Raw genomic sequence first — 8,072 nt, forward strand, 5'->3', positions numbered from 1 at the left:
CCCCTTCCGATAGCTGCTATCCTAAAAAACACAACATAAATTTGAGAATCAACAGTGAACCTAACCTTTCGTAATCCTCCATATCCCAAATTGTTACAACACTTAGCCAAAGGTTCTTTGGATCAAAGCCAAAACCTCACTCGTGCTCTTCGGTTGTGGACTTTGTTACGTTGGCTTTATAGTGACCAAGGATATGATGCCCTTTCTGATTGCTTCACCTATGCTAGTTGGCGTGAAAATTTTTTCAGTGAATGTCACAAAGATGAAAAGCAGGAAAATATTCTTAATTGTCACAACCCAAACTGTGCTTGTCATAAAACAGCGAATGAATGGTTAATAACATTAGAAGTTCCTCTAACCGAATGGCAAAAGTCCCTCCAGAAAGAAATTCCTCTGATTACTTCACAAAATTTAGAAAAGCTTCTACAAGAACCCCTCTTCGCTCAGGTGCGTAAGTCCCTACAGAGCGACTTTGAATTATTGATTAACCGGAATTGGCTACAAGATGTTACAAATAGTGTTGGCAGAAGTAAAAAATATCGTCGAGTTACAACTCTGCCAATTCGTAGTGAATCGGAAGAATCTGTTCTGAATATTAATTTGACTCCTCAAAAGCAAGCTTATGTAGCTGAAACACTGGATATGCTCGACTTCCTTGACCCTAACTTTCCTCTGCTTGCCGAGCAAATTTCTGAAGAAATTTCTACTAATTCTCGTGTTTTTTTGTACCAAGATTACATAATTCCTGATGCTTCACTCAAGCAAGATATTGTTGAGCAAATTCAAAGCGAATTGCAAGAAATTTGGGAAACAGGAAAAATTTTACCTTTGCTATTGACTTATCATAGCGCCCACCAGAATAAAATGAAGGAGTGTATTGTTTATCCAGTTTGCATTTACTTTATGGAACGGGCTAAATATCTATGTGGCTATGGTAAGAATCCCAAAGATGAAATTGATTGGTACAATTATCGCCTCGATCGCATTGTCTCCAAACGTCTTGTCTGCTTGGATTGGCTAGATACTCGGATTCCTCAGTTATTGAAAGAAAAATATGAGGACGATCAATTGCCAACTAAAGAAGCCATAAAATCAGCATTAGAAGCAGCTTGGGGCTATGATTTTTATAAGAAAAAATCTCTCTTGATATTACGTTTTGAGCGAGATTTCCATGATAGTTATATTCAAGGCATCAGTCTGCATAAAACTTTTACTTCCATTGATTACGAACAAACTGTCAAATTAATCAAGCAATATACACTTAACCTAGAACACCAACAGGCTCTCTTAGACATTCTCCAATCACGCCCAAATACTGATGCTTATTACAAAGCCTTTTACCGGGTTAAAGACTATCATGTAATCAGAAGGCTACGAGCTTTGGGGTCGAAGGTTGAAGTTATGCTGCCTTGGGACTTGCGAAAAGAAATGGCTTCAGAAACTCATAAGGCTTGGAATCTCTATAAATGCTGAAACCTCTATTGTTTCATGACTTTTTGGTCTACCGACTATTCTAGAAATTAACAGCAGGTAAATCCACCTTAAACACCTGCGAAATAGAAACTTCATGAGTATGCGTCGCCACCACAACTACTCCCAAACGCGGATCGTAACAACCTACCCAAGCAGCGGGGTGACATTCATGCACCAGATATCCGTATAACCAAATTGGTGCTTTTCCTTCAATCACAATTCCTTGACTAAAATTAATCCCGGTTGGTAATTTCAATCCTTTCAAATCAGCAGGTGTAATGATGCCATTTTCGTTGGTAATTTCCAAATGTAAATGTTGATACGGCAACCCTGATTGTGTTTGATGGGAAAAAATTTCCAGTTTAATCGCACTCATATTCATTGTTTTTGGTTGAACTATTGCTACTTAGGTAGGAGAACCTAGAAAATTATTCCGATGTGTTAAATTAACAGTTGCAAACAGAGAATTAATTGTCTTTGTGGAAATCACGCTTTAAGCGCTGAGTCAGTTTTTAATCCAGCACGAGCTAATTTTACATAAGTTTTCACTGTTTGATAAGGCATTTCCAAATCTTGAGCAATTACCTGCAAAGATTCTCCTAATTCTCGCCTTGCCAAAATTGTTGCCCAAGTTTCGGCAATTTCTCTAGCTCTTTCGCCCCCTGTTCGCTTACGTTGTGATACAAATATTTCTGTTAACTGAGCAATTCTCTGCCCTAACAAATCTTCTACTGATGGTGCTGTTGGTACATCTGGAAGAGAAACCCATTCGTTTCGGGTTTGTCCTAAACCAAAAGTAGTTTTGTGGCCTGTACCACAATAGGGAGCTAATCGCCCCAAAGTATAGAATAACTGAGTAAATTCTGATCGCTCTTGACCTTCTTTACTTAAAGCATATTCGATCGCACCCACAAATCCCGTCACCGAGCCTTTTTTCCCAGCTTGCACCTTACAGGATTCTAGTTTGACTTGTTGGACAATTACATTCTCATCTACCCAATCCAAAAAAGCATCTTGTTCAAAAGGCATTCCCGAAAAATCATTCCATCGCCGCAAGTAACTATGAAATACATTAAAAGGTAATGGTAAGGGAAAGTGATGTTTTTTCCGCCGAAAACTGGTTGATGTAATAAAACTGAGTTTTAATATTGATGAAGAACGTTCTGCTTCCCATAACTGTTTATAAGTAGTAGCTGGCAGAGCGATTTTACATGATTGAATTGTTAATGGCACATTTCGCAGCGCCACTTCTTCTGGTAATACTTTCACCCATTGTGCCAACCACTGCACGACTTTTGCCGATAAAGCTGTCACATACCAACGATATGTTTGCGATGCTTGCACCTGAAATTCTTTGCCAATGGGAACTAATGCGCCTTCTAATCCAGAAATGGTGAAAGGTTTTTCTGACTGTCCATCGTGAAGATATGCGGATAATTCTGGATCGAACGAACGCACTTGGTCAAGTAACCAGGCATGAAGTCCGATCGTATATTGCGGATATAAGGAAGCGTCTGTTTTGGGTTGTAATTCAAAAACTAGTCCCAGCAGTTCTGTATCATTTGACCAAGTGAGGTCAGGTGATTCTGATTCTTTTTGTTGGCGGCGACTTTTGGCAGGTTGAGGCATTGTGATTGAGCAGAGGACTGCCGAATTCTTGCTGTTTGTATTTTACTTTGATTCCATCTCCTTACGGGGATTCTTTTAGCCTAAAGTTAGGAAAAGATTAGTGCGATACACCTAACGGTACGCTACGCGAACTTATTCGGCAATCCCAACCGTTAATACATAGAAAAAAAGAACAACTGCAAAAGCTTTCTTGCTGCGATCGCATTAGCAAGCAAGGTTTCAGTCCCCTTGCGGGGATTTGGTCAATGGAAAGTCTACGGTCAAACTGCTATCAGCTGCATCAACTGATAGTTTCAGTCCCCTTGCGGGGATTTGGTCAATGGAAAGATTAGGGTTTTTAAAGCGTTGATCGCTCCTCTACTTTCGATGTTTCAGTCCCCTTGCGGGGATTTGGTCAATGGAAAGATTAAAGGTTTGTCCTTAAAATTTGGACGGAATCGTTTCAGTCCCCTTGCGGGGATTTGGTCAATGGAAAGGAGCGAGAAAATAAAAAGAATAACAGGAAAGAAAAAGTTTCAGTCCCCTTGCGGGGATTTGGTCAATGGAAAGTTGGTACAAAGTGATGTACCAATATCAGATTAAATCTGGTTTCAGTCCCCTTGCGGGGATTTGGTCAATGGAAAGTTGGATTAAAAGCTAGTGCTACTGCGCCAATTCCAATTGCCAGTTTCAGTCCCCTTGCGGGGATTTGGTCAATGGAAAGTTCACGTTAATTGTAATTGAAAAGGAAAAAGAAATGGAAATGTTTCAGTCCCCTTGCGGGGATTTGGTCAATGGAAAGCCATTGAGGTTCTTCAGGGGTCGATCCATTTTTGAGTTGAAAGTTTCAGTCCCCTTGCGGGGATTTGGTCAATGGAAAGCTCTAGCAGTTGCCGAACCTCAATCACCTAAGCAAATTCTAGAGTTTCAGTCCCCTTGCGGGGATTTGGTCAATGGAAAGGTTGCTACTTTTTCTCGATTTTCTATTCCCCTTCGTGTTTCAGTCCCCTTGCGGGGATTTGGTCAATGGAAAGCGCCACCCTCATAAGATTTAAAGGGAGGAAATTAGTTTCAGTCCCCTTGCGGGGATTTGGTCAATGGAAAGTAAAACCAAATTTCATTCTCGCTAATTCTTGAGCGAAGTTTCAGTCCCCTTGCGGGGATTTGGTCAATGGAAAGATGATGGCCTGACTCAAGACCAGCGAGATATTTGTTTCAGTCCCCTTGCGGGGATTTGGTCAATGGAAAGTTGGTTCGTCGGGTCCCCTTCAACGTGCTAATCAGTTTCAGTCCCCTTGCGGGGATTTGGTCAATGGAAAGTCGCGCCGAATATATTTTGCTCACTATCCTGCTCTGCTGGTTTCAGTCCCCTTGCGGGGATTTGGTCAATGGAAAGGTTGAGTCTGCACGATGAAAGAAAAGTGTAAACAGTTGTTTCAGTCCCCTTGCGGGGATTTGGTCAATGGAAAGAAAAATAATTAACGGCTCAATAGTAATTGGATTCAATGTTTCAGTCCCCTTGCGGGGATTTGGTCAATGGAAAGTAGGAGAAATTAAAATCGAGGAGAAAATCACTCGATTTTAGTTTCAGTCCCCTTGCGGGGATTTGGTCAATGGAAAGTTATACTTTCCTTTCTCTAATTTTCAGATTGAAGTAAAAACGTTTCAGTCCCCTTGCGGGGATTTGGTCAATGGAAAGGTTATTCCTTGGTGCGGTTTTTGTATCATGTATTGGTCGTTTCAGTCCCCTTGCGGGGATTTGGTCAATGGAAAGTTTAGGGAATAAAAATGTCAAATCCAAAGTATTTAACACGTTTCAGTCCCCTTGCGGGGATTTGGTCAATGGAAAGTTTCTGCACAATTCCAGGGACGAGTACAACGGGATAATGTTTCAGTCCCCTTGCGGGGATTTGGTCAATGGAAAGTTATGAAAAAATCTGAGCGGCGCGTCCGTTAATCCGTTTCAGTCCCCTTGCGGGGATTTGGTCAATGGAAAGTTAGAAGCGGACGCAACAAGAAATCCAACTAGTATCAATGTTTCAGTCCCCTTGCGGGGATTTGGTCAATGGAAAGCAGCGTTAAGAATTGGGTAGGTCATTTGCTTGGTTTGTTTCAGTCCCCTTGCGGGGATTTGGTCAATGGAAAGTGGAGTGATTGATCTGTATCTATTGCCTAATAGGTTTAGGTTTCAGTCCCCTTGCGGGGATTTGGTCAATGGAAAGCTGGTGTTAGCTCCGAGGATAGTAATTTTAGTTTTTAGTTTCAGTCCCCTTGCGGGGATTTGGTCAATGGAAAGTCAAACAATGGGTGTTACCAATAGCAGACAAATATCGAGTTTCAGTCCCCTTGCGGGGATTTGGTCAATGGAAAGTGAATTAATCTTTTCCACTTCAGTATCAAAGGTGGAAGGTTTCAGTCCCCTTGCGGGGATTTGGTCAATGGAAAGTTTTATAATTTGGGAGTGGATTTAAGAAAATATAACGGTTTCAGTCCCCTTGCGGGGATTTGGTCAATGGAAAGACTGCCTCCTGAAACAAAGACAGCCAGGGCATTATGAAGTCAATTTTCGTGAATCTCATTTTTAGCTCCATTTCCGCCCTCATTATTGCAAGTAATTTGCAATAATCTGAAAACTCCGAATGTTGAAAGTATTTAATTGTCTAGGTTCTGGCGTTTTTCGTGAATCCCCCCAGGTTTTCGCTCCCGCTTCGATCCACGAAATTTATCGTAAATCAAGATAAGTCTCTTGTCAATGCTTTGTATTTATGATATTGCTCTATGCTACAGCTTGACCAGCAAAATTTCCCCTCAAATATTTTATTAGTTGTAAGCTGTTAAGCATTTAAATTTTTTGTTTGAAACCCTTGCAGCAAGAGGTTTAGGCTTCAAAACTCCAAATTTAAATGCGTATTAGCTTACTGATAGTTAAATAGTCAATTCATTAAAGCTAATTTTTTTACATTTAACTGTTAACTCTTTTTCAATTATTGAAGTCTTGTACATGAAGCTTAATTAATTCTTGTTCATCCAAATCTAATGTTTCTGCTATGCACAACAAATCAGCTAAAGATGGCTTTTCACCTCTTGTTATTGCTTCAATATTTTTCACTTTGCCCTCTAGCTGTTTATAATTATTCCGAACTATCTCAGCAATTGACATTTTAGGTGCTGATATTTCTAAGTTTCTAACTTTGCCAGTAAGTCTAAAGTAAATTACATCTTCTTCAATTAGCTTCAGCGCTCTGGCTTTCATATTTGTTCCAGCTTCCACGCACAGCATTTTGAAGTCTTTGTGTAGTTCTTCTGGTGGGTCTACCTTAAACGGTATTGCTTTAGGCTTTTTGGGTTCCTGTTGATTCATGGTGAATTTGAGGAAGAAAAGTTTCTCCTTTTTTTCCAGTATCCACCGTAAATAGCGCTTATCTGATGTATTACCCGCATTACCCGCATTACCCGCTTGACCCATAAGGGTAATATGCACTATCATGCTTGGCAGATAGGCGTAAAGCTCGCCAAGCAACTTTTTACGTTTAGCTATTGACGTATATACGAGATTGGCTGAGGGAAAGAACCAATAATCCAGACCTAAAAATCGACGATCTTTTAATCGAAAAATCTGATTAAAACCAGCACTCGCAAGTAACAACCACCGTGCTGGTTCTCGTTCACTCTCAAGTAAGAGGTGCACAGCGATGCTAGCAAGTTCGCCATCAACTCAAAACAAAAACCCCCCACCTTGGGCGACAGCACCAAAACCAGTACTGTCAGAAGATGCCCCCACAGCTGGCTACTTATGTGGAGGTGGCGGCATTTTCAGTGCAGGCTTCTGCATCGCTGGTATTCGTAGCATCTGGAATATAGACTGCGACCCCAACGACCCGAAACTCAGTCATGCCATTGCCCACATCTACGAGCAAAACTTCGGTCATCCCGTCCTTCGCCAAACTTTGCAGAAAGTAGTAGCAACCAACAAACTCACCCACCTACAACCACCGGATATCCTCGTCCTCACCCAACCCTGCAAACACCTGTCGCGCAGCAATCCGAAAGCCAAAGAAACCAGCAGCGACACCAGCACTGCCACAGCTGCGGTTACAGCCCTAGAAACTTTCCTTTCGCCAGTATTCGTAGTCGAGAACGTACCCGAATACCAGCATTCCACCAGTTGGTCAATTATTAAATCGGCTCTGACTAAGTTGGGTTACAGCTACCAGACTCAGATAGTCAACACTGCCGACTATGGCGTACCGCAAGAGCGTCATAGATTCATTGCTATTGCCATCAGAGGGAGTAGGGAACAAAATTTCTCCAATCCCCACCCCCTACTCCCGATTCCCTCCGTCGTTGGTTGGTACGAAGCCATCAGCGACCTGCTACCCACCTTAGAGGATATCGAACCGACTGCTACCCAACTACAACGCATCACGACACTACCATCCCACCTGTTACAGCAACCGCTACTCATCGAACGAGTAGGAGCTTGGGGTAATCCGAAAGTGCGACTACCCGAAGAACCAAGCTGGACAATCCGCAAAAGCATTTGGATTGACCAACGGCACAACAGCCGAGCGAATGCCATCAACATCCGCCTCCCCGATGGTATTTGGAAAAACTTAGGCATTCGTGGTGCTGCCAGATTAATGACCCTGCCCGATTGGTTCACATTACCCGATGCCGCATGGATAGCAGGTTCAGCTTTGGGTAATGGAGTGCCTTGCTTGTTAGCAACTGCCATTGCTAATGCAGTTAAACCTTTACTCACTAAATCCAGCCAGGAGGAATCAACTCATGCCTCAGAGCAAATTTTCTTACCGAAAGAAGTAGAAGTGGCTCCTCTAATCTCAGAGCGCACTTCAAACAAAATAAAAAAACCAACCAATACATTAACCCAAAATCAAGCCAATGGGAGCATTACTATGCCATCAACTACACAATTACAAGCAACGAATCTACTCCAAGACTTCTCCTTCACAGATTCGACAACCAACGAT

5 protein-coding genes and 1 CRISPR repeat array are annotated in these 8,072 nt (G+C 41.9%); of the genes, 2 read left to right on the top strand and 3 right to left on the bottom strand.

Annotated elements, in window-relative coordinates; genetic code table 11:
* Positions 1–54 precede the first annotated feature (54 nt).
* On the top strand, positions 55–1,473 hold the full coding sequence (locus IQ264_RS18830; RefSeq protein WP_193982343.1) for a TIGR03985 family CRISPR-associated protein: 1,419 nt from the start codon (positions 55–57) through the stop codon (positions 1,471–1,473).
* A gap of 40 nt (positions 1,474–1,513) precedes the next feature.
* Here IQ264_RS18830 and crn3 read toward each other — a convergent pair whose 3' ends face one another.
* The 3 genes from crn3 to IQ264_RS18845 form a co-directional block, all read right to left on the bottom strand.
* Positions 1,514–1,855, bottom strand: coding sequence for a CRISPR-associated ring nuclease Crn3/Csx3 (gene crn3 / locus IQ264_RS18835; protein WP_228061643.1), 342 nt, complete (start codon positions 1,853–1,855; stop codon positions 1,514–1,516).
* A 104-nt stretch (positions 1,856–1,959) separates the two neighbouring features.
* Positions 1,960–3,102 (bottom strand): CRISPR-associated endoribonuclease Cas6, encoded by a 1,143-nt coding sequence (gene cas6 / locus IQ264_RS18840; RefSeq protein WP_193982344.1) that lies wholly within the window; start codon positions 3,100–3,102, stop codon positions 1,960–1,962.
* Between the two features lie 216 nt (positions 3,103–3,318).
* A CRISPR array of direct repeats spans positions 3,319–5,601; the repeat unit is 37 nt; unit sequence GTTTCAGTCCCCTTGCGGGGATTTGGTCAATGGAAAG.
* A 460-nt stretch (positions 5,602–6,061) separates the two neighbouring features.
* Complete coding sequence (locus IQ264_RS18845) at positions 6,062–6,727, bottom strand: hypothetical protein (RefSeq protein ID WP_193982345.1); 666 nt, start codon at positions 6,725–6,727, stop codon at positions 6,062–6,064.
* 46 nt (positions 6,728–6,773) lie between these two features.
* Between IQ264_RS18845 and IQ264_RS18850 the strand changes: the two genes are divergently transcribed.
* A partial coding sequence (locus IQ264_RS18850) for a DNA cytosine methyltransferase (protein ID WP_193982346.1) occupies positions 6,774–8,072 on the top strand: 1,299 nt, incomplete at its 3' end.

The organism is [Phormidium] sp. LEGE 05292, assembly GCF_015207735.1.
Classification (GTDB): domain Bacteria; phylum Cyanobacteriota; class Cyanobacteriia; order Cyanobacteriales; family Aerosakkonemataceae; genus Floridanema.